This is a genomic window from Croceicoccus mobilis (assembly GCF_001661965.1).
Classification (GTDB): Bacteria; Pseudomonadota; Alphaproteobacteria; order Sphingomonadales; family Sphingomonadaceae; genus Croceicoccus; species Croceicoccus mobilis.
In genome coordinates, this window is record NZ_LYWZ01000024.1 from 90,745 (window position 1) to 111,908 (window position 21,164).

Annotated in this window: 22 protein-coding genes and 1 pseudogene; 17 read left to right on the top strand and 6 right to left on the bottom strand. The window is 61.2% G+C overall.

From position 1 onward, the window contains the following. Window positions 1-78 precede the first annotated feature (78 nt). Genes A9D13_RS14040 through cobU form a run of 9 tightly spaced genes read left to right on the top strand, consistent with a single transcriptional unit; the run spans window position 79 to window position 8,565 of the window. Window positions 79-1,998, top strand: a complete 1,920-nt coding sequence (locus tag A9D13_RS14040; RefSeq protein WP_066774943.1) for a TonB-dependent receptor plug domain-containing protein — start codon at window positions 79-81, stop codon at window positions 1,996-1,998. Continuing rightward, window positions 1,998-2,405, top strand: a complete 408-nt coding sequence (locus A9D13_RS14045) for a DUF1636 domain-containing protein (RefSeq protein ID WP_066774946.1) — start codon at window positions 1,998-2,000, stop codon at window positions 2,403-2,405. The genes A9D13_RS14040 and A9D13_RS14045 overlap by 1 nt, the downstream gene beginning before the upstream one ends. Next, a complete protein-coding gene (cobT, locus tag A9D13_RS14050; RefSeq protein WP_066774950.1) occupies window positions 2,402-3,418 on the top strand; it encodes a nicotinate-nucleotide--dimethylbenzimidazole phosphoribosyltransferase in 1,017 nt (338 codons plus the stop codon). The genes A9D13_RS14045 and cobT overlap by 4 nt, the downstream gene beginning before the upstream one ends. After that, window positions 3,415-3,981 carry a histidine phosphatase family protein gene (locus A9D13_RS14055; RefSeq protein ID WP_066774951.1) on the top strand — a complete coding sequence of 189 codons (567 nt, stop codon included), beginning with the start codon at window positions 3,415-3,417 and terminating at the stop codon, window positions 3,979-3,981. The genes cobT and A9D13_RS14055 overlap by 4 nt, the downstream gene beginning before the upstream one ends. Then, the gene (gene cobS / locus A9D13_RS14060) at window positions 3,978-4,688 is read left to right on the top strand and encodes an adenosylcobinamide-GDP ribazoletransferase (RefSeq protein WP_066774954.1); all 711 of its coding nucleotides are present in this window, start codon (window positions 3,978-3,980) and stop codon (window positions 4,686-4,688) included. The genes A9D13_RS14055 and cobS overlap by 4 nt, the downstream gene beginning before the upstream one ends. Continuing rightward, window positions 4,685-5,665 (top strand): threonine-phosphate decarboxylase, encoded by a 981-nt coding sequence (locus tag A9D13_RS14065; protein ID WP_066774957.1) that lies wholly within the window; start codon window positions 4,685-4,687, stop codon window positions 5,663-5,665. Before cobS ends, A9D13_RS14065 begins: the two co-directional genes overlap by 4 nt. Then, window positions 5,658-6,611 (top strand): adenosylcobinamide-phosphate synthase CbiB, encoded by a 954-nt coding sequence (cbiB, locus tag A9D13_RS14070; RefSeq protein ID WP_066774960.1) that lies wholly within the window; start codon window positions 5,658-5,660, stop codon window positions 6,609-6,611. Before A9D13_RS14065 ends, cbiB begins: the two co-directional genes overlap by 8 nt. After that, window positions 6,599-8,065 (top strand): cobyric acid synthase, encoded by a 1,467-nt coding sequence (locus A9D13_RS14075; protein ID WP_066775053.1) that lies wholly within the window; start codon window positions 6,599-6,601, stop codon window positions 8,063-8,065. Before cbiB ends, A9D13_RS14075 begins: the two co-directional genes overlap by 13 nt. Then, complete coding sequence (cobU, locus tag A9D13_RS14080) at window positions 8,062-8,565, top strand: bifunctional adenosylcobinamide kinase/adenosylcobinamide-phosphate guanylyltransferase (RefSeq protein WP_066774970.1); 504 nt, start codon at window positions 8,062-8,064, stop codon at window positions 8,563-8,565. The genes A9D13_RS14075 and cobU overlap by 4 nt, the downstream gene beginning before the upstream one ends. Window positions 8,566-8,760: 195 nt before the next feature. Here cobU and A9D13_RS14085 read toward each other — a convergent pair whose 3' ends face one another. After that, window positions 8,761-9,393: a tyrosine-type recombinase/integrase gene (locus A9D13_RS14085; protein ID WP_066774973.1), complete on the bottom strand. Its 633-nt coding sequence runs from the start codon at window positions 9,391-9,393 to the stop codon at window positions 8,761-8,763. 418 nt (window positions 9,394-9,811) lie between these two features. Between A9D13_RS14085 and A9D13_RS21440 the strand changes: the two genes are divergently transcribed. Continuing rightward, window positions 9,812-10,297 (top strand): PilZ domain-containing protein, encoded by a 486-nt coding sequence (locus tag A9D13_RS21440; protein WP_066774976.1) that lies wholly within the window; start codon window positions 9,812-9,814, stop codon window positions 10,295-10,297. A 33-nt stretch (window positions 10,298-10,330) separates the two neighbouring features. Here the strand turns inward: A9D13_RS21440 and A9D13_RS21160 are convergent, their stop codons facing one another. The 4 genes and pseudogenes from A9D13_RS21160 to A9D13_RS14105 all read right to left on the bottom strand — a co-directional run bounded on the left by A9D13_RS21160 (window position 10,331) and on the right by A9D13_RS14105 (window position 12,799). Continuing rightward, entirely contained in the window at window positions 10,331-10,474 is a 144-nt protein-coding gene (locus tag A9D13_RS21160; protein ID WP_229665565.1) for a hypothetical protein, read from the bottom strand. A 48-nt stretch (window positions 10,475-10,522) separates the two neighbouring features. Beyond that, window positions 10,523-11,116, bottom strand: a pseudogene (locus A9D13_RS21355) (HPP family protein); the annotation flags it as partial. A gap of 18 nt (window positions 11,117-11,134) precedes the next feature. Next, the gene (hmpA, locus tag A9D13_RS14100) at window positions 11,135-12,346 is read right to left on the bottom strand and encodes an NO-inducible flavohemoprotein (protein WP_066775060.1); all 1,212 of its coding nucleotides are present in this window, start codon (window positions 12,344-12,346) and stop codon (window positions 11,135-11,137) included. Window positions 12,347-12,382: 36 nt separating this feature from the next. After that, the gene (locus A9D13_RS14105; protein WP_066774982.1) at window positions 12,383-12,799 is read right to left on the bottom strand and encodes a group III truncated hemoglobin; all 417 of its coding nucleotides are present in this window, start codon (window positions 12,797-12,799) and stop codon (window positions 12,383-12,385) included. 102 nt (window positions 12,800-12,901) lie between these two features. On the opposite strand from A9D13_RS14105, the gene A9D13_RS14110 reads away from it, so the two are divergent. The 3 genes from A9D13_RS14110 (at window position 12,902) to A9D13_RS14120 (ending at window position 14,296) form a co-directional block, all read left to right on the top strand. After that, window positions 12,902-13,324, top strand: coding sequence for an RrF2 family transcriptional regulator (locus tag A9D13_RS14110; protein ID WP_066774985.1), 423 nt, complete (start codon window positions 12,902-12,904; stop codon window positions 13,322-13,324). A 244-nt stretch (window positions 13,325-13,568) separates the two neighbouring features. After that, window positions 13,569-13,928 (top strand): hypothetical protein, encoded by a 360-nt coding sequence (locus tag A9D13_RS14115; protein ID WP_156522084.1) that lies wholly within the window; start codon window positions 13,569-13,571, stop codon window positions 13,926-13,928. Window positions 13,929-14,017: 89 nt separating this feature from the next. After that, the gene (locus tag A9D13_RS14120; protein WP_156522085.1) at window positions 14,018-14,296 is read left to right on the top strand and encodes a hypothetical protein; all 279 of its coding nucleotides are present in this window, start codon (window positions 14,018-14,020) and stop codon (window positions 14,294-14,296) included. Between the two features lie 85 nt (window positions 14,297-14,381). Here A9D13_RS14120 and A9D13_RS14125 read toward each other — a convergent pair whose 3' ends face one another. After that, window positions 14,382-16,019, bottom strand: a complete 1,638-nt coding sequence (locus A9D13_RS14125) for a cation:proton antiporter domain-containing protein (protein WP_066774993.1) — start codon at window positions 16,017-16,019, stop codon at window positions 14,382-14,384. A 370-nt stretch (window positions 16,020-16,389) separates the two neighbouring features. Between A9D13_RS14125 and A9D13_RS20575 the strand changes: the two genes are divergently transcribed. From A9D13_RS20575 to A9D13_RS14145, 4 genes are all read left to right on the top strand, one after another. Then, on the top strand, window positions 16,390-16,563 hold the full coding sequence (locus A9D13_RS20575; protein WP_156522086.1) for a hypothetical protein: 174 nt from the start codon (window positions 16,390-16,392) through the stop codon (window positions 16,561-16,563). Window positions 16,564-16,728: 165 nt separating this feature from the next. After that, window positions 16,729-17,646, top strand: coding sequence for a GNAT family N-acetyltransferase (locus A9D13_RS14135; protein WP_066774998.1), 918 nt, complete (start codon window positions 16,729-16,731; stop codon window positions 17,644-17,646). A 45-nt stretch (window positions 17,647-17,691) separates the two neighbouring features. Beyond that, window positions 17,692-19,419, top strand: a complete 1,728-nt coding sequence (locus A9D13_RS14140; protein ID WP_066775001.1) for a hypothetical protein — start codon at window positions 17,692-17,694, stop codon at window positions 19,417-19,419. 590 nt (window positions 19,420-20,009) lie between these two features. Beyond that, window positions 20,010-20,981, top strand: a complete 972-nt coding sequence (locus A9D13_RS14145; protein ID WP_066775004.1) for an HWE histidine kinase domain-containing protein — start codon at window positions 20,010-20,012, stop codon at window positions 20,979-20,981. Window positions 20,982-21,164 lie beyond the last annotated feature (183 nt).

The following is a 21,164-nucleotide window of genomic DNA, read 5'->3' on the forward strand; positions in this document are numbered from 1 at the left end:
GGCCGGTGCGTATTCGCGCGGCAGCCGTTCCCCCGCTGCGATCCGCGCATGGCAACTTGTCACTTGTGGGGATTGTTTATGCCCGAATTTCGTCTTGTTTTCCTTCCGGCGCTGCTTGCTGGATCGTTCCTTTCGACTGCCGCCATTGCCAATGATGCGAGCGGCGAAATCGTCGTTTCCGCCTTGCGCACGCCGGTCGACAGCGACCGCGTATCGTCCTCTTTCACCATCCTCGATCTGGAAACGATCGAGGCGGAGCAGCCCGTCGCCGTCACCGATATTCTGGTCCGCACTCCCGGCATCAACATGTCGCGCAATGGAGGCTATGGCGCGGCGACATCGCTGCGCATTCGTGGTGCCGATGCGGGGCAAAGCTTGCTGGTGATCGACGGCATGCGCCTGTCTGATGCATCCACCACCGATGGCGGCGCCGACTTCGGCAATCTGTTTGCCGACGATATCGAACGGATCGAAATCCTGCGCGGGCCACAATCGATCCTGTGGGGCAGCCATGCGATTGGCGGGGTGGTCAATGTGGTCACTGCACGGCCGACCGAGCCATTGGAAGGCCGTGTCACGCTGGAAGCCGGATCGCGCAATACGCTGAACGCGCGGGCAGGCGTAGGTGGCAGCGGCAAGGCCATCGACTGGCGCATCGCCGGCAGTACCTTCACCACCGACGGCATTTCGGCGCGCACGAACGGAACCGAGCGGGACGGCTATCGCCGTCAGTCCGCCAGCGGCACGCTGACGGCGCGGATCGCGACCGGCCTGTCGCTGGACCTGCGCGGATTTTATGCCGACGGGCGTAATGATTTCGACGGTTCTTCGGGCGACACACGCGCATATGGGCTGACGCAGGCGTGGACCGCCTATGCCGGCGTGAATGCGGCGCTGCTGGACGGGCGGTTCACCAACCGGCTTGCCGTAATGGAAAGCCGCACCGACCGCGAAAATTTCGACCGCGACCGTTCGGTGCGCAGCCAGACATTCGACGCGCAGGGCCGCAGCCGCCGTTTCGAATATCAGGGCGGTTTCGCCCTGTCGGATGCCGTGCACTTCACCTTCGGTGCGGAGCGCGAGGAACAGCGCATGCGCACTGCTTCGCCGGGCGATAATACTCTGCCCGTCACCACCACGCGGGCTGAAGCGGATATCGACAGTGTCTATGCGCAGGCCCGGGTGTCGCCCATGGCGGGGCTGACACTGGAGGGCGGAGTTCGCCACGACGATCATTCGCGTTTCGGCGGCAACACTGTCTTCAGCGCGGGCGGAAGTTTCGCCCTTTGGAATGGCGGCACCATATTGCGCGCCCAATATTCCGAGGGGTTCAAGGCGCCCTCGCTCTATCAGCTGTTCACCCAATACGGATCGGCGGATCTGCAGCCTGAACATGCCAAGGGCTGGGAAGCGGGAGTGGAGCAGCATCTGTTAGACCGGCGCGTGTCGCTGTTTGCCACCTATTTCGAGCGGGACAGCGATAATTTGATCGATTTTGCCTATTGCCCCACCACCAGCACGCTGCCTGAAGAATGCTATATTCCGGGCACCGATGTTGAGCGGTTCGGCTATTACGCCAATATTGACGAAAGCCGGGCGCGCGGCGTGGAACTGGCCGGTTCGGCGCAATTCGGGGGCTGGTTCGCGCGCGGCAATGTCAGCTGGATCGATGCCGAGGATCGCAGCGACGGCGCGACCTATGGCCAGCAATTGCCCCGTGTCCCGCGCTATCTAGCGAACGGGTCGTTCGGCTATGCGCCGAAGGACGGCTATTCGGTCAGCATCGCGCTGCGCTATTCGGGCAAAAGCCGCGACCGCGCGGGCGGGGTCATGCTGGACGATTACCTGCTTACCGATCTGCGCGCCGAGGTGACGGTGGCCGAAGGGCTGGCGCTGTATGGACGGGTCGAGAACCTGTTCGACACCGATTACGCGACCGCCAACGGATACGGCACATTGGGACGCAGCGCCTTTCTTGGCGCAAGGGCGCGTTTCTAATGCTCCGCCCTGCCAGTAGCGGCGCATCGGTCGTCGTCTGCAGCACCTGCCGCCTGTCAGCCGATCGTCGCGAGGATGACGAAGGGCGGCGCGGCGGTGCACTGCTGGCAGCGGCCATGCGCGACCTGCAAAAGGCCGAGCAGCGCTATGCGGCCATCGCGGTGGAGGAAATGCCCTGCCTGTTTTCCTGTTCTCGCCACTGCGCGGTCCATATCCGCGCGGCGGGCAAGATCGGCTATGTCCTTGGCGATTTCCCCCCTGATGAAGGTAGCGCACGCGCCGTGCTGGACTATGCCGTGCATCATGCCGCCAGCGAACACGGGCAGGTTCGTTATGCCGACTGGCCCGAGGGGGTGAAGGGACATTTCATCGTCCGCATCCCTCCTGAAGGGGGCGTGGTCGCATGATCCGCTTTGCCACCCCCGCGACATTCGACGGCGCATTACGCAACCTGCCCATGGCCGACGATGCCGCGCGTGACGCTGCCGCCGTGCGGCAGGCGCAATTGACCAAGCCTGCCGGATCGCTTGGCCGGTTGGAAGAAATCGCGCTGTTCATTGCGGGCTGGCAGGGCGCGGAACGTCCTGCGCTGGACCGGATCGCTGCCGTCGTCTTTGCCGGAAACCACGGCTGTGCCGCACGCGGGGTCAGCGCCTTTCCCGCAGAAGTGACCGCGCAAATGGTGGCGAATTTTCATAACGGCGGCGCGGCGATCAACGCGCTGGCCGGGGCCTGCGGCGCGTCGCTGGCGGTGGTGGCGCTGGACCTGGACCGGCCGACGGACGATATCGCGCAAGGTCCGGCGATGAGCGAGACCGACTGCCTTGCCGCATTGAACGCAGGCGCGGCGGCCGTGCCCGACGATTGCCAGCTATTTCTGCCGGGCGAAATGGGCATCGGCAATACGACCCCTGCGGCGGCCCTGTGCGCGGCCAGCTTTGGCGGGAATGCGGCGGATTGGGTCGGCAAGGGTTCGGGCATCGACGATGCCGCGCTGGCGCGCAAGCGGGCCGTCGTGGACGAGGCTCTGGCACTGCATTCCAGCGACTGCGGCTCTGCGTTTAAGCTTTTGCAAAGATTGGGCGGACGCGAGATTGCGGCCATGGCGGGCGCGATGCTGGCGGCGCGACACCGGCGCATTCCGGTGCTGATCGACGGGTTCATCGCCTGCGCCGCGATGGCGCCGATGGCGCGCTTTACGCCTGCAATCACCGGCCATTGCCTTGCCGCCCACTGTTCGGGCGAGAGCGCGCACGGGCGCTTGCTGGATGCGCTGCGCCTCGCCCCCCTGCTAGCGCTGGACATGCGTTTGGGCGAAGGCTCGGGCGCGGCGGTGGCGGCGCAGATCGTCCGCTCGGCGCTAGCGGCGCACGGGGGCATGGCGACATTCGAAGAAGCCGCCGTCGCGGGGGCCATATGATCTCGTTCGATTTATTCCTGCTGCGGCACGGACCGCCGCTTCGTAGCGGGCTGATGCTGGGTCATTGCGACGAACCTGCAGCCGATGGCGCGCATGATCGTCTCGTCGCTCGCGCACGATACCTCGCTGCGGATCGCGTGATCGCTTCCGACCTGCACCGCGCAGCAGAGGGCGGCAGGGCCATCGCCCGCGATCGCGATCTGCCGCTCCAGCTGGACCCGCGCTGGCGCGAGCTTGATTTCGGGGCATGGGACGGCTGCGATCCTGCCCTGTTGCCCGAAGCGGCGCTGCAACGGTTCTGGGCCGATCCGGACAGGAATCCTCCGCCCGGCGGCGAAAGCTGGGGCGCATTGCGCAAGCGTGTGCGCGCGGCAATTCTGGCACTATCGGGACCGGCCATCGTCGTCTCGCACGCAGGGGCGATCAGGGCGGCGGTGTCGCTTCTGACGGGGCTGGACCATCGTGGCGTCTGGGCATTCGATCTGCCCTACGGCGCGTCGCTGACCATGCGCGTTTGGCAGGACGGCGGGCTGACCGGTCAGATTACGGGGCTTGCGCAGTGAAGCCGGTAGTTCTTGCCTTGCAGTTTATGACGCGACTGCCATTGCCCGATGTTCGCGCCGATGCGGCGGATTTCGCCGCTGCCATGCGCTGGTTCCCGCTGGCGGGGCTACCAGTGGGACTGGCGATATGGGGCGGCATATGGGCGGGTTTGCCGGTCGATCCGTGGCTTGCCGCCTTGTTTGGCATGGCCGGTTGGGTCGCGGTTACAGGCGGCTTGCATCTGGACGGGCTGGGCGATGTGGCGGATGCCGCGGGGGCAGGACACAAGGATAAGCGCCGGATTTCCGACGTTCTGGCCGATCCGCATATTGGCAGTTTCGGCGTGGTCGCCATCACCTTGCAACTGGCGGCCAAGCTGGTGTTTTTGTCCCTGCTGGCGCAGCGGGGTGGAGCCTGGGCCTTGCCTGCCATTGCCTGCATTTCGCGGATCGGGCCGCTGGTCTGGACGCTGACCCTGCCGTCTTTGCACGCAGGTATGGGTTCGCGTTTCGCAGGTGCGATCCGGTGGCGGCATGTCGCGCCCTGGTGCGCGATTGGCGCGTTAGCTGCATGGTTTGTGCCTGTTTTGGCGCTGGCGGTGCCCGTATTCTGGCTGTGGCGTGCATGGGTCCGTTCGCGCCTTGGCGGCATATCGGGCGACAGCCATGGCGCGGGGATCGAAGTCACCGAAACCGTCCTGCTGTTGGCGTGGGTCGCGTTATTATGACCGGCGCCTTCCACTGGCACGGCGGCAGGCTGGATGAGGCGCGCGCGCGTTTCGGCGGTGAGGCGGCGCAATGGCTGGATCTGTCGACCGGCATCAACCCCAACCCGTGGCCCCGCGCAGCGGAGATGCACTTCGACTGGCAAAGCCTGCCCTCGCCGTCGCATCTGGCAGCGCTGGAGGAGCTTGCAGCGGTGCATTTCGGGGTCGATCCCGCGCTTTGTTGCGCCGTGCCGGGCAGCGAGATCGGCCTGCGTTTGCTAGGCGTGGCGCTGGACCTGCCAGGGCGGTTTGTACTCCCATGCTATCGCACACATCGCGCCATATTCACGGACAGCCGCCCTGCTGTCAGCGATCCTGCGGACGAGCGGGCGGTGCTGATCGTGGCCAATCCGAACAATCCCGACGGGCGCATCATGCCCCCTGCCGTCCTGCGCCAATGGCTGGCGCGGCAGGAAGCTGCGGGCGGGTGGCTGGTTGTGGACGAAGCCTTTGCCGACCCCGCGCCTGACATCAGCGTCGCGGACGACGTGCGGGAGGGGCGCGCACTGATCGTGACGCGATCGTTCGGCAAGTTCTTTGGTCTTGCGGGGGTGCGACTGGGCTTTGCAATCGCGCCGCCTGTGATTGTTGCTGGATTGCGCCGATTGCTGGGCGACTGGCCTTTGCCCGCCGCTGCGCTAAATATCGGCATGGCTGCCTATAGCGATGCGCGATGGATTGCCGCGACGCGCGCAACCTTGCCGCTGCGTGCCGCCGCGCTTGATGCGGTGTTGCGGCGGCATGGATATGCGCCGGTCGGGGGATCACCCCTGTTCCGCCTGATCGAGTACGGCCAGGCGGGGTCTCTGTTCGATGCGTTGGCCGCAAGGCATATTTTGACGCGGCCTTTCGCGGATAGGCCGGACTGGTTGCGGTTCGGTCTGCCGCGCGACGATGCGGCGCTGAGCCGGCTCGACAAGGCGCTTTCCGATGGCTGAGCCGGTGGTGCTAGCGGCGTTGATGTTGGACGCGGCAATTGGCTGGCCGGAACGGCTGTATCGCCATGCGGGCCATCCGGTCGGCGCGTTTGCCCGCGTGATCGCTTGGGGTGCGCGGCGATGGAACAGGCCCGCCTACAGCGCCCGCCGGCGGCTGGCAGGCGGGGCGCTGACGCTGTTGCTGGTGATGGGCGTCGCTGTTGCGGCGGCATGGGCGGCAGAGGTTGCGATGCGGCATTTTTTCGGTTCTTTCAGCTGGTTTGCCATCGCCTTGCTTGCCTTTCCCGCCATCGCGCAGCGCAGCCTGTTCGAACACGCAAGGCCGGTGCTGACCGCACTAAACGCGGGCGACCTGTCGCAGGCGCGTCAGGCGGTTGGCAAGATCGTAGGCCGCGATACCGCCAATCTGGACCATGCGGGCATATCGCGAGCGGCCATCGAAAGCCTTGCCGAAAGTTTATGCGACGGGGTTGTCGCGCCCTTATTCTGGCTGATGGTGCTGGGCCTACCCGGTGTCTGGGCGTTCAAGGCGACCAGCACCGCCGATAGCCTGATCGGGCATAAGGAAGACCCGTGGGGGTATTTCGGGCGTGTCGCGGCGCGGACCGACGATATAGCCAATTTTATCCCCGCGCGGATCACGGGCATATTGATCTGCCTCGCCGGATGGGGCGGTTGGCAGACCATGTGGCGCGACCATGCAAACCACGCCTCTCCCAATGCCGGTTGGCCCGAGGCGGCGATGGCGGGCGCGCTTGGCGTATGGCTGGCGGGACCGGCTTCCTATGACGGGGAGACATATCCAAAGCCGGTTATCGGAGCGGGGGGACAGGCGTGCGCCGCCGATCTGCGCAGGGCTATCGGTATTTATATACGGGCCTGCGCGCTGGTCTGGATGGCTGCATTTGCCGGGCTGATTGGGGGAGGATGGGCATGGCCGGTTTGATGCTTCAGGGCACAGGGTCCGATGTCGGGAAATCGGTACTGGTCGCGGGGCTGTGCCGCGCGCTGGCCAATCGCGGCACGATAGTGCTGCCGTTCAAGCCGCAGAACATGTCGAACAACGCCGCCGTCACCCCCGAAGGCGGAGAAATCGGACGCGCACAGGCAACACAGGCGCTGGCCGCCCGCGCGGAATTGCACACCGACATGAACCCCGTTCTGCTCAAGCCGCAAGCGGATCGCACATCGCAGATGGTGGTGCATGGGCGGGTGCGCGGTACGTTGGGGTCAGCGATGTTCCGGCAGGCGCGTGGTGCTTTGCTAGGCGATGTGATGGAAAGCTATGCCCGATTGTCGGCGCGCTGCGATTTAGTCGTCGTCGAAGGGGCTGGATCGCCAGCGGAAATCAACCTGCGGGCGGGCGATATAGCCAATATGGGTTTCGCCCGCGCCGCTGGTGTTCCGGTGGTGCTGGTCGGCGATATAGATCGCGGCGGGGTAATCGCAGCACTTGCCGGAACGAAGGCGGTGATCGATCCTGCCGATGCGGCGATGATCCGCGGCTTTATCGTAAACAAGTTTCGCGGCGATCCGGCACTGTTCGCCGATGGTTACACCGCCATCGAACAGCTGACTGGCTGGGGTGGGTTCGGCGTGGTACCGTGGCTGACCAAGGCGGATCATCTGCCCAGCGAGGACGCTGTGGTGCTGGAACGCGGCAGTGCGGACAGGGCGGGACGCAAGCGCATCGCCTGCCCGATCTTACCCCGCATCGCCAATTTCGACGATCTCGATCCGTTAAAGGCCGAGCCGGAAGTGGAACTGGTAATGGTGCCGCCGGGCAGTCCGATCCCGGTTTGCGATCTTGTCGTGCTGCCGGGGTCAAAGGCCAGCATGGCCGATATGCGGTTCCTGCGCGAACAGGGGTGGGACATCGATATCATCGCGCATTACCGGCGCGGCGGTGCGGTGCTGGGTATTTGCGGCGGTTATCAGATGCTGGGCCGTACGATCCGCGATCAGTACGGGGTTGAGGGGGCTGCGGGCGAAGTGCGAGGGCTGGGCCTGCTGGATGTGGAGACTGTGCTAACAGGCGACAAGCAGGTCGCGCAAATCGGCGGCACGGCATGGGGCGCCGAATTCACGGGCTATGAAATCCATATGGGCCGCACGGATGGGCCGGATTGTGCGCGGCCGTTCTCAATCCTGAGTGTTGCGCGGGCAGGCGCGGGGGCAGATGGCGCGCAAAGTCCCGATGGGCTGGTTGCCGGCACCTATTGCCATGGCATGTTGTCCTCCGGCCCACTGCGCAGCGCCTTGTTGGTGCGGATCGGCGTGGGGTCGCATGGGGCAGACCACGGCGCGCGCGTCGATGCGGCGCTGGACGATATTGCAGCGGTACTGGAACAGGCGCTCGACATCGACGGGCTGGTCGCGCTGACGGGGGCCGGGGCATGAGCACGCTTCTCGTACTAGGCGGCGCGCGTTCGGGCAAAAGCCGCTTTGCCGAGAACTGGGTCGCGGCGCAAGGCACCTGCTTTGCCTATATCGCGACGGCGCAGGCTCTTGACGAGGAGATGGCGCAGCGTATTGAACGGCATCGCGCGGATCGCGGCGACGCGTGGCAAACGCTGGAAGCGCCGATGGATTTGGCTGGCTCTATCGCGGACGCGGGCGGAAATTCCGATGCGATCCTAGTCGATTGCCTGACATTGTGGTTGTCGAATTGGATACTTGCGGAGAAGCATCCGCCGGTATCGGAACTGGTCGAAGCGGTCATCGTCTGTCCGCGGCCAATTGCTTTGGTTGCAAACGAAGTGGGCCTTGGAATTGTGCCCGATAATGCATTAGCGCGGCGCTTTCGCGACGAGGCTGGTCGATTGAACCAGGCTGTGGCTGCCGCTGTCGAGCAGGTTGTCCTGATGGTGGCCGGTTTGCCCGTTGAAGTGAAAAATTGATCGAAATGCAAAGAGCCGGTGCCGACCAACGGCGGTTTTCTTCCGCCGCGTTCGAGTATTAGCTTGGCGACACGTTAGGCCTCGAACCGCCGACAATGCTGACGTTAGCGTTTGGTTTCGCGTCGCTAGAAGCTGTCCTTCGTTCACGGGTTAGACCGGCCCCTTGGGACGCGGCCCAAGGAGCCAGCTCCCTCATTAAACCTCAGTTCGCTCCGATAGCGTCAGGGCATCGTCAATATCGACGCCCAGATAGCGAACGGTGTTCTCGATATTGGTATGCCCCAGCAATATCTGCACTGCCCTCAAGTTGCCCGTGGCCTTGTATATAATTGAAGCCTTGGTGCGCCGAAGCGAATGCGTACCATATTCCCGTTTGTCGAGCCCGACAGTTGACACCCACTCATCTACGAGCCGCGCATATTGCCGGGTACTCAGGTGCCCCTGATAATCGATCCTGCTCGGAAACACGAAATTGAGGAATGAGCCTCCTCGTCGTTCAAGCCAGACGGTCAGGCTCTTTCGTGCTTCCGTCATGATCTCGAACTGAACGGGCCGTCGGGTCTTCTGCTGGATGACCGTTGCTCGATTACGGACTGCACAACCGCTAACCAAGTCGCCGATCCGGATTTTCACAAGATCACAGCCTCGCAGCTTGCTGTCGATGGCGAGGTCGAACAAAGCCCGATCTCGTATTCGCTTGTGCTCATCTAGGAAGAACCGGATAGCCCAGATATCTCTCGGTTTCAGCGGGCGTTTAGGACCGATAGTCTGTCCTGCGTTCCAAGGCCGCCGATCATGAATGGCGGGGTCTAGATCTGAATGTCCCATGGCACTTCTCCAATGACCAACATTGGCCATTGGCACGATACCTTGCTTGCTGGTCGGGAGTTCCTGAAGTGATCAACATGGCGTTACTTAGTATAATTCGACGCTGGCATTATCGGCCACGCTCACCAGCGCCCAGCACTTTCCGAATCCGAAATCCCCATAGATAACCGCTTGCGGCCCGCTGGTTCGGGCACCGCCGGCTTTCCGATGCCTCACGGCGTCCGAAACTCTAAACGATAGCGGACCGGCGGCCTTCAGGCACTTCATGGCGATAGTGGACGATTGATTGACGGCAATTATTCGCCAGATGGCGCAGGCTTACAAATCAGGCTCACATGCAGAAGGGTATTTACATTAGTTAAGCCTAGGGAATTGTTAACCTTCACCGCTGAGCATCGCTGCCAAACTGGGGGTGCAAATGTTCATAGCGAGACTTCATACCGAAAAGGCGGTGCGCGATGGTCGCTCACGGGCGCGACGGACAGTCAGGGTAGAGGTTGAGGCGAAGGCCGCAAGTTCCGGATCCCCGGCGATAATCCGCAACCTTTCCGAGACAGGTCTACTTCTGGAGACGAGGGCTGCGCTCCGCCCTGGTGAAACCCTCCATATCGATCTGCCAATATCAGGAGAGTGTGCCGCCGAAATCGTATGGATCGACGGTGTGCGTCACGGCTGCAGGTTCTTGTTGCCGATACCGAAGGCCACTGTAAGCGCTGCGGAACTAATTTCGCCTTTCCTTGATCAACCCACAGAAGGGCAATCCGATGATTCCCAAATCGATCTGGAATTTGAGGAAATGCTGTCCCGTGGCGAAAAGAGTTGGAGAGCAGCGAACATAGCGTTGCTACTTCTTCTGGTCACGGTCGCAGCCTTCATTGTCGGCTTGTTGAAAGCGACGCTTTGATGGGAATGGCCGATCGTGGGTCTTGAGTAGAACTTACCCGCCCTGTCCCTCCCGCCTTTGAACCTGCCGCTGAAGTGCCTGATAGATCGCATCGAGATCATCGATGTCGACATCCAGAACCTCGTTCCAGTCAGCAAGGACGACTTCGAGGTCTTCGTGCGTGTAGGCGGTCGCCATCCTTGCGTGCTGGGTGCTGGGCACAACGAGCCGGTGGGGCCAGGGGTGACCTGTCAGGTTGTTGTAAAGCCATCCGAAGGCAGCAAGACCAAACACATTGATCGCGATTGGCAGCATATAGGCCCAACCCCAGGCATCAGGTCCCGCCGCACCAAGCGCGCATAGAAGCGCACATGCTCCGCCCGGTGGATGAAGGCATCGCGCCAAGGACATGGCAGCGATGGCAAGACAGACCGCCAGTCCGGCACTGATCAAGGGGCTTCCGATCAGTACGCCTGCACCTATTCCGATCACGGCCGACAGAAGGTCGCCGCCAATGACCGGCCATGGCTGAGCCAGAGGGCTGGCCGGAACAGCAAATAAAAGCACTGCGGATGCCCCCATCGGCGCGACCAGCCAAGGCAAGGCCGCGCTGTTCGCCCCCAGGAAAACGATGGTAATTGCACCTGCGGCTATAATAGCGAAACCGGCACCGATCGCTCCGCGTAGCCAGCCGAGATGGCCAATGGCAGCCTGCGGCATGAGCTTTGCAGAATGAGAAATCAGCTGTTTGAACAAGTGAAGCTTTCGACTGGGTGTGTGACCACCGCATTTAAAGATGCAGGGAGCCCTGCCAAATCGGCAAGGCTCCCCGGGGAACATGAGTTTTGAACCGTTTAATCAGGCGGCGAGCAATTCGTCAGCCGGTCCGAAAAACTCGTAGTGGATCCGGGCAGAAGGCACACCAGCCAACGACAGGGCCGAAACGGCTGCGCGAAGAAACGGACGCGGGCCGCAGATGAAATAGTCCGCTTGATTAACTGCCGCGTGCGCCAGCAGCCAATCATCGGTGATGATCCCGGCGTGATCGTAATGCTCGCCCCGGACCTCATCGTCATAGGGCGTTTGGTGGAAATCCATGACGGTGAAATTCGGGTGTGCCGAGGCAAGCTGGCGAACATGATCGGACATGGCATGAGTGTCGCGGTTATGCGTGCCATGAATATATTGCACGGGCTGGATTTCGCCGCGTTCAGCCAGTGCTTCCAGCATGGCGACCATTGGAGTCAGGCCCACGCCACCAGACAGCAGGACGACCGGTCGCTCCGTGTGTTCGGGAAGAAAGAATTCCCCGGCAGGCGGGGCGACCTTCAACACCGTCCCGACTGCTGCCTGGTCATGCAGCCAGCCGGAAGCAAGCCCCAGCGCTTCGCGCTTGACCGAGATGCGATAGGTCTCGCCATTGGCCGCAGACGAGATCGAGTAGTTGCGCTTCACCGGCGGATGACCCGGTATCTCGAAAGAGAAGGTCAGGTACTGGCCGGGCTTGTGACGTAGCACCGGCTGTCCATCCACCGGCCGCAAGATGAAGGATTTGATCACGCTGCTTTCCTCGACGACTGCGTCGATCCGGAAATCGCGCCAGCCATTCCAGCCACCTTCGGCCTCGCGCTGCTTCGTGTAGACCATCGTCTCGCGGGCAATGAGAATGTCGGCAAGGAACCAGTATGCCTCGCCCCAGGCATTGAGGATTTCCGGCGTGGCAGCTTCGCCAAGTACGGTCTTGATCGCGCCCAGCAGTGCTTGCGCAACATGGGGATAATGTTCGGGCAGGATCTGCAGGCCGACATGCTTCTGCGCGATCCGTTCCACGGCGGGCGCCAGCGCGGCCAGGTTCTCGATATTGCTGGCATAAGCGAGGATCGCCCCCGTCAGCGCGCGTGGCTGCGAACCGCTGTCGCCGTGATGGGACTGGTTGAAGAGATCGCGGATCTCCCGGTTCTCGAACATGCGGGCATACATCTCGCGCACGATATCGAGGCCATGGGCTTCAAGTGCCGGGACAGTCGCCTTGACGAGTGCAATCGTCTCTTCGCTGAGGGTTCGGGTCATCATTCCTGTCTTTCTGGTTGTGGGAATCTTTGTGGCTCAGTTCGCCTCGACCGCCGCGCGAGGAGCCCGCGACGGCGCGTCCGTGTCGAGCCGGAAGAAGAGGGCAAGCTGAAGGCTTTGGGCAATCCGCCGTGCCTTTTCCTGCAGGGCGCGGGCGGCAGAAGGGGGCATCGTCTCATCGGTTGCCCGGGCCCAGATTTCGAGCCAGCGCTCGAACAGTTCCGGGCTCATCTGGTCTCGGTGCCTGAGATGGGCGGGAACGGGCTGTCCCTTGTAGCGACCGGTCCCCAGCATAACCGACGACCAGAAGGCTGCCAGCCGGTCCAGATGCTCTGGCCAGTCGTCGATCGCATCATTGAACAGGGGGCCAAGTTGCTCGTCCTCCCTGACCCGCGCGTAGAAGGCCTCAACGGTATTCCGCAGGCTGGCCTCGTCGATTTTTGCGGTTCCCATGCTCCGACTCCAAAACATGCATTTGCAATGCATCTATTCGGACGTAATTAAACATGCAATATAGATGCATCATTTTTGGCAAACGAAATTGGAAGCCGGGCAATGCGTCTGACACGCTACACAGATTATGCCATGCGCGTGCTGCTCTATCTGGGCGCACGCCCCGATGACCTTTGCTCGATCGCCGAGATCGCCCGCGCCTACGGAATCTCGCAAAACCATCTCATGAAGGTGGTGAGCGACCTGGTGCACGAAGGATATCTGGTCAGCGTCAGGGGACGTGCTGGAGGGATCCGGCTGGCGCGCGAAGCCAGCAGCATCAATGTTGGCCAGTTGATCCGCCATACGGAGGACGATTTCGACCTCGTCGGATGTGCAGATTGCATCATCGCTCCGGCCTGCGGCCTGACCAGCGTGTTGGACGAAGCCTTGAGCGCGTTTCTCGGTGTGCTTGACCGCTATACCCTTGTCGATGTGCTGGCGAGAAAGGGTAGTTTTCTAAAGCTACTGAAAACCACCGGATAGTGGATGATCGCTGTCAAGCGAGTAGCACGGTCCAAGCAGCTCAATGGAGTTGATTACGGCAATGGTCCTTTGCGGACCGCCCGCTTTTTTGGCTAAAAAACTGCGAAAGCGCACGTCCGGGCACCCGGGTTTCTTGGCCAGCTGCGCCAACATAGCGGTCGTTCCCTGTGCTTAATCCGCAATTCGATAGGCGTCCTTCATTCATCAGCTTGCGCGAGCCCCCATTTCGTCAGATGGGTTTCGCGTGCGACTTCTGATCCATTCCATGTTCCGCTTGCTCGCGCTGCTTGCGCTGGCAATGGCGGCTGCGGCACCCGCGCAAGCGGGGCAGCCTGTTGCCATTGCTGGAACGGGTGAGCACGGCGCGACAGCGGGCGGACCGCTGGAATGGCACAAGGCAATCATGCCCGCCGTGCAAAATGCATTGCGTGCCGACGATTTCAAAAAGGGCGGTGGCGGCAAGGCGACCGTGCCGTTCCATACCGGCTCTGTCTCTGCCGGTGCGGATGCGGACGGGCAAAGCCTCTGGTTCCCATCGCGGGCAGGCGATCTGCGCCAGTCCGCCCCGCGGGCCAACCGGGCACGGGGACCACCACGCATCTGATCGAACGGGCCCGCACGGTCGGGCCATGATCCCAATCGTTCATCAGGTGAAAAATGACCGACGAAACAACGCGCCAACAGGCGTGCATAATGCTGCGTGCCGAAATTGCCGCCATCCTTGCCCGATACCCCGATCTGACCGACGCCGAGTTGCAGCGCGTGCTGCGCTGGTTCCGCACGGAAGCGACCGCCATGGATGTCGCGATGCTGGCATCCGAGGAGGATATCGCCCCGCAATATCGCCAGTTCCGTAGCGATCATATCGACAGCTTTGGCCTGAGGGACCTGCGCAACGCGGCGGTCTTTCTGGGCATATTCGTGGGAATACCGCTGGCAGGCTTCCTGTTGTGGGGCAGCGGTATCGGTTGATGGAGATGGAACGGCGTGCCCATGGGAAGAGGGAATTGGGCACGCCGTTCCGGCGGCAGCTGGGGGATGCCTGCCGCCAACAGGTTCAGGCGGTTTCCCGCCGCTGGCGCATATGGTTGAATAGGCCTCGGGCAATCTCGCGCTCGCCCATGATGATGTGATCGACGCCCAGCCGTTCCAGATGTTTCACTTCCTGTTCCGAATGGGCGCGGGCCACAATGGTGATCGCGGGGTTCATTCCGCGCGCCGTCTCGGCGATAGCTCCCGCCTCGTATCCCTCGGGGATTGCGATGATCAGCACATCGGCGCTTTCGATGTGGGCTTCGGCTAACACTTGCCAGTTGACGGCATTGCCGATGATGACCTCATACCCTTCTTGCGAGGCGGCCCCGGCGGTTTCGGGCCGATCTTCGATGACCAGAATGTGCCGGTCGGCCGGACGCAGGTCGCGGGCCAACAGGCTGCCGACGCGGCCATGGCCGACCAGGATGATCCGTTCCACCTGCTTGCTTTGCGCACCGTTGGCAGAGCGTTGCGAATGCACGCCGCCCGCGATGTGGTTCGATACCAGCGTAAACAGGATCGGATTGGCAAAGATCGACAGAATGGCGCCCGCAAGGATCAGGTCGCGTGCCTCGTCCGGCAGGACGCCAAGATCGGTGCCCAGACCGGCAAGAATGAACGAGAATTCGCCGATCTGCGCGAGGCTGATCGATACCGTCAGCGCCGTGCGGTTTTCATAGCCGAAGGCGCGGGTGATGGCATAGGCAGCCAGCGATTTGCCCAGCAGGATGATCGCCACCGTGGCCAGCAAGGGCAGCGGCTGTGCCACGATCACCGACGGGTCGAAAAGCATACCCACTGACACGAAGAACAGCACGGCAAAGGCATCGCGCAGCGGCAGCGTCTCCTCTGCGGCCCGCTTGCTGAGCGGGGTTTCGCCAAGGATCATGCCTGCGAAAAACGCGCCCAGCGCAAAGGACACGCCAAAGATATGCGCCGCGCCAAAAGCCACGCCCAGCGCGATGGCCAGTACCGCCAGACGGAATAATTCACGCGAACCGCTATGCGCGACCCAGTGCAGGCCCGACGGGATCAGCCGCCGCCCCACGATCAGCATAAAGGCGACAAAACCACCGACCTTCACGGTGGTCAGTCCCAGAACGGCGACGATGCCCGCCGCCGAACCGCCGCCCTCCATCAATTGCGCCACGGGCGGCAGCAGGACAAGCGCGACGACCATCGCCAGATCCTCGACGATCAGCCAGCCTACCGCGATCCGTCCGCGATCGGTATTGACCAGATCACGCGACTGGATGGCCCGCAGCAGCACGACCGTGCTGGCGACCGAAAGCGCAAGGCCGAAGATCAGGCCCGCGATCAGCGGCCAGCCCATCCAGTGCGCAAGGCCGAGGCCGAGCAGCGTGGCGGTTACGATCTGAACCAAAGCACCGGGGACCGCGATCTTCCTGACCGACAACAGGTCCCGCAGTGAGAAATGCAGCCCGACCCCGAACATCAGCAGGATCACGCCGATTTCGGCCAGCTCGTTCGCCAGCGAGATATCGGCGACGAAGCCGGGAGTGAACGGACCGATCAGAACGCCCGCGAACAGATAGCCCGCGATCGGTGAAATGCGCAGGCGCTGGGCAATGGCACCCATGACGAATGCAGTGACGAGACCGGCAACGATGGTGCCGATCAGGGGCGTATAATGGGGCAATATAATCTCCTGCCAGATAGGAGACGGTATGCCGCTACTGCCGATAGGGGGCGTCGAACCCCTTAAACAGTGTGCGGCGGATATAGAGGGGCTATCGCGCGAGCCACAGCAGGGTGCGCGATCATCCGGCAGGACGGTGAGGTCTTGCCGGTATCAGGCCTTGTCGGAAGGTGGTGCCCGCGGCGGATTGGCTGTCAGGCGCGGTGCGCTTGGAGGTGCCGATCCGGAGGCAATCTCATCGCGAGCTGGACCTGTGGTAACTGCCAGGGCCGCAGTGACCGACGATACAGGCACCGCCGGGCCCGAAGCCTGATCGGGGTCCTGTTTGCGTCTCTGTTCGGATTTGGCGGCAGGATGTTCGTCGCGCGCCTTGACCAGGACGGACACCGAACCGGGGTCGAATGCCGATCCGACAATCCGGCTGCGCGGCTGTGCCTGTGTCGGCAGTGCCGACAGCACGACCACCGCGATCATCAGCCAAAGACCCAGCAACTGCCCCGGTTTCGCGGGGGGCTGGCAATATGCCATGTATCGCAAGCTGTGATCTGTCGGACCCATTCTGCAAGCTTAGAGGTGCAAGCTGATTTGGCAAGCGGTCCGGCCCTGTTCACTAAGCAAGTGGTGGCTGGGTACCGGTAAGCGCATACCTCGTGACGAATGCAGCGACAGTGAGGCTGACACGTTTTCGAATGAAGGCTAATAGTCACTTATGCAGGTCGATCAGCCCATTCCCGATTCCGATGAAGCTTGGGTACTGGGGTTGGAAGGCGGGTTGCGTGTCAGCGCAACGACCCGGGCCTTATCGCCAATCGTCGATCGGTTCTTCGAGGCCTATGAACGGGCTTTCGTGCTCCCCGACGAGAAAGAGGATATTGAGGGGTTTCGAGCCTGCCTCGGCATGAATGCAGGCAACACATGTTCCGACCCGCCATCCCACTGCGAAATGATCGCAGTTCTCGAGGATAACGACGGAACTTTGCTGGGAGGGGCAAATTTCCTGGCAACGGCCATACAGCCGCTAACCGGTCATCCGCCCACTGCGGTTGCGCTGAACTATCTGTTCGTTGACCAATCGGTACGAGGTCGCGGATACGCACGCCTGCTGTTGTCGGTCGTGGCACAGTTGTCTTCTCGGGCCTTGGGCGATCGGGCGGGTTCCCCCGCGATCTTCATTGAACAGAATGATCCTCTTCGCATGACCGAAGCGGAATATGCTCAAGACAACGAAAGGGGCGGGACCGATCAGGTCGAGCGACTTCGGCTTTGGCAGCATCTTGGCGCACGGGCCGTTGATTTTGACTATGTGCAGCCGGCCCTATCGGCAGATCAGGCTGCCGAGGATGCGCTGGTCTATTCGGTCCTAGGCTTCAGCGGGCCACAAATGTCTGCGCGTTTTCTCCACGATCATTTGCGAAGCTTCTTTCAGATTTCAGTGCTCAAGGGGCGGGACCCAACCAGCGATCCGATCGCCTCGGCTCAGCTGGAAGATTTGCGTGTCCGCGCCGAAGCAGGCGAGATGATCGATCTTCTGAACATCGGACCAGCACTGGATAAGCTATCCAGTGACAGGACGAACTGGCCGCAATGCGATTCAATATTGGCACTGGCGCGAGGTGATTGCGGCTGAGGGCGGTCTGACCCGCTTCATCACTGAATATCGGGGGAACTTCACTTGATCCAGAAGATGGCAGCGGTGAGATCGGCGGCTGAAGACCGAACGCTCTACTGGACCTTGTCGTTCTATCTGCCGCGATCCCGCATCGGGCACGTGCCGGACGGATCCCAATGCGATCGCTCTTTGGCACTCAGCCAGGCGATCGACCCTCTGTTCAACGATATCGCTGATCGATCACGCCAGCAGAAAGTGCCTGATCTCCTGTTTTGCGCGGGTCCGGCGGAAACGCTCGACTTTGCCATGCCTAGCCTTGTCGAATGGATGACGGAAGGCAGTGCCTTTGCCGTTGCGATCGAACCGGAACGCCGCAACCGTAAAATTTCCCTCCGCCGCTTCTGGTATCGTTATCCTGACGGAGCCTTCAGCTGGAACCTTGGTTTCGAGTATCGCTATGGAGTCGACCTTGCAGCCGAAGGGGCAGGGACCGTGCCTGCGACCTATTACTTCCTATCGCTCCTGCAGAAACTGGCGTGGCCCAAGGAATTCGATCCCGCACGGGGCCCAGAAGGTCTCGATGCATTGGTGGGATTAACCGTCACGCGGGCAGCGGGTGAAGCTCAAGCCGTGCCGTTCTGGGATTTCGTGGCCGAATGCTATCGGGCGGATCGTGACAGGCTGGAAAGGGATTGTAACATTGCCCTGCCGGGGTTCACCGAGGCGGTCGAAAATGTTCCTTCGATCGAGATGCCGGGCCTGACGGTTCCTGCCAATCGGTCCAGTTTCTATTTTCACGACCGCCAATTCTTTGAACTGATCGAACCTGTCGAAAATGGCGTGTTGATGAAGCGCCGCACCCGCGTGCCCGATGCCCAGTTCCGCCAATATCCGGAATTGATCGCGCAGCAGAAGGCCCTGAAGGCGTCGTCGCCACATGTCCTTCTGGGCCCTGACTACTGGCGCAGCGTACGCCGACAGCGCAGCCGGCCAGCAGAGACCCGGTTAGCCTACCTCTTTCTTGCAGGCTTCAACCAGAACATCATCGATTTCACCAATCAGGAAGCGAGCGAGGTGCTCGACAGCCTGGATCCCATCTATCCAAAATCGGAAGAGCAGGAAGAGGAGGGCTTTTTCGTCCGCTTCGCCAATCCTCGGGCGATGATCACCTTCGTCCCTCGATCGCGCACTCTGGAGGTTGGCAACGATCACATCGGCACCTGCCCCTATGCGTTCCTGATTCACGCACTTGCGATGCATAACGAAGCGCTGACCCGCGAGCAGGAGGAGGCGACTTTCAGGGCGATCGACGAAATCCAGTCGAAGATCGACAGCGGCAGCTTTGCCGAGGCGGAAGCGCAGATCAACTCCGTTCGCCGTGATGCGTTCGAGAAATATGAGCGGCATCGTTATCGCAACCCGTTTCGCTACGATACCGAGCGCGATGTCTTTGAAGAACTGGAACTGTTGCGCGGAACTTCACGTCTGAAGGAGGCCTATCAGGGTGCACTGGCGGCGCTTGAGGAGGACGTCCGGGACTTGAATCGCAGGCAGCGTGAGAAGGACGACCAACACGAGCAGAGTCAGGAGAGGCTGCTCAACCTGTTGTTCGGCATTCTGGGCGTTTCGGGTGTTATCCAGGTCGTATTTCAGGTTGAACAGTTCGCCCACGAGCGTGCATCGAATTGGCAGAACTGGACCTTTGCCATCCTATCGCTGACAATGCCGATTGCGATGGCATTGGCCCTGCCGGTGGCGATTGCGTGGTATGTCAGGCGGCGATCACGTTAGTTAGGCAGGGACACTGCTTTCCAGCGCCAATCTGATGTATGGTATTATATAGCGCGTCGCTATCACGAGATGCTTTTGATCGGCCTTGCCTGCTTTGCAGTCCTAGAAATTGGAGATGACAATGCACCATAAGCGAGGCCGTGCGCGAAGCCGCCGGGCAGGCTGCAAGCTTTGCAAGCCATAGAAAGTCAATGGCATGCGCACCAATGCTTTGGGTGGCGAAAAATTCAGCGATCACCGGCGCCGGACATCTATCTAATCCTTGTCAATTAGATTCGCAGTAAGCCGCTTTCGCCGACACAACCGACATTCAAAGCATCGAAAGCGACCGTTGAAAACCTGCCCTACATTCACACGGCGGATTATGGCTGAAACGAAGCCGAGAGCCGAACGAACGTATGCGAATTGGTGCAAATGATTGGCGCCATCCATTGGTCGAACCGGCCCTACCACCCCCCCTTTGCTTCTACATTAACTGGAATGCCCAAAGCGGAGGATGCTCTGATCGCTGACGATCTCGGGGTGGCGGGCCCACCTCGCGGAGAGAATGGCTAGATGACAGTGCTCATCTGCTCGCCTAGACTGCCCATATGCCCGATTTGCAGCCATTTGAGGAGCGAAGTGCCGACCACTTGCGGCTTGTCATTGAAACGAGTCAGATCGGCATCTGGGAGCTTGATTTGCGCTCCAGGAGCGCTGTGAGAAACAGGGTTCACGACAGCATATTCGGCTATGCTGAGCCGCTTTCAGCATGGACCTACGATCAGTTTCTCGAGCACGTTGTTCCAGAAGACCGAGCGCGGGTCGATAATCTGCAAATGGCAGCCGTCGAAAAATGTCAGGAATGGTTCTTCGAAACCCAGATCAGGACTGCCATTGGCGACATACGCTGGATCAAAGCCGCAGGACGTCCCTTGCAGGACGACGATGGCAACGTGGTAAAAATGATCGGCCACGTCATGGACATAACAGGTACCAAACAAAAGGAAGCTCGGCTTCAACTCTTTACCGAGGAGTTGAACCACAGGGTGGGAAATATGCTGGCCGTGATCGGGTCAATGATCAGAATGTCGGCTCGAGATGCAAATGACGTTCAGCCATTCGCCCATGCGCTGGACGGCAGGGTTGGCGCCTTGGCCCGAACCCACCGGTTGCTAGTTGATGGTTGCACCGACGAGATGGTGCCAAGCCGAGTATTGAAACAAGAATTGTCGGCATTTGACGTTCAAGTGAGCCGGATCCAGGTCTACGTGAAACGTGAGATGGCCTTATCGGCACCCGCCGTGCAGGGGTTAGGTCTGGTTTTTCATGAACTGCTCACAAACGCGACCCGTTACGGAGCGCTTTCCAATGAAACGGGTTACGTCGAAGTCAGAATTGAACGATCGTTAGCTAGCATCGCCATCAACTGGAAAGAGCGTGGAGGACCTTTGGTGGGCGAGGAAGATATCAGTGGCTTTGGGACGAAATTGATGTCGAAAGCGGTCGCCGCGAACGGGACTGTCAAACTGAGTTTCTTGCCTGATGGTCTTGAATGCCACATCGACCTGACACTGAATTGAATTAATACCATGCTGACAGCCCCGCACCCCGTCGAGCCAAGCGACTTTCGCCGACAATGGGGCCATTCCTTGCTTCGATTTAGCATGTCTAAAGCTGCCCAACATTCAGGTGCTCATGGACAACGGCATGATTGTCGGCCCAGCTGCGGGAGCGTCATGGCGCTGACCAAGTCGGGGAAGCCA